The organism is Mesorhizobium sp. M8A.F.Ca.ET.208.01.1.1, assembly GCF_004791315.1.
Lineage (GTDB): Bacteria > Pseudomonadota > Alphaproteobacteria > Rhizobiales > Rhizobiaceae > Mesorhizobium.
In genome coordinates this window covers 1-370 of the sequence record NZ_SRUT01000117.1, presented here as the reverse complement: position 1 = coordinate 370, position 370 = coordinate 1, and the positions used below count along the sequence as shown (strand labels likewise).

At 62.2% G+C, this 370-nt stretch carries 1 pseudogene; it reads right to left on the bottom strand.

The window, feature by feature from the left end:
• A pseudogene (locus EN851_RS36630) lies at positions 1–370 on the bottom strand (IS110 family transposase); the annotation flags it as partial.

Here is a 370-nt window from a genome sequence, read left to right as displayed (position 1 = left end):
ACTTGGGGGATCGCCGGCCGAGCTCGGGCATATGCGCCAGCAGCGAGAGCGCGGTGATGGTGGAGACACCTGGCACGGAGACCATCAGCGTATAATCACGGGCGGTGTCGTCGACGTCGCGAATGGCTTTGGCAATCAGGCTCTCGAGCGCATCGATACGTGTGTCGAAGTCAGCGATCAGCCTTTCGGTGTCGGCTATGACGTCTTCGTCGAAGGCCTCGCTGAGATACCTCTTCAGCTCTGCCCGGATCTCAACCAACCGGTCGCGGTGACGGGCAAGCGATTGTAGGCGTTCGGCTTTCTCGCTGGGCGCTGCCTCAGGCGCCGGCTGATAGCGGCGACCGTAGCTGCTCAACATCCTGGCATCGAG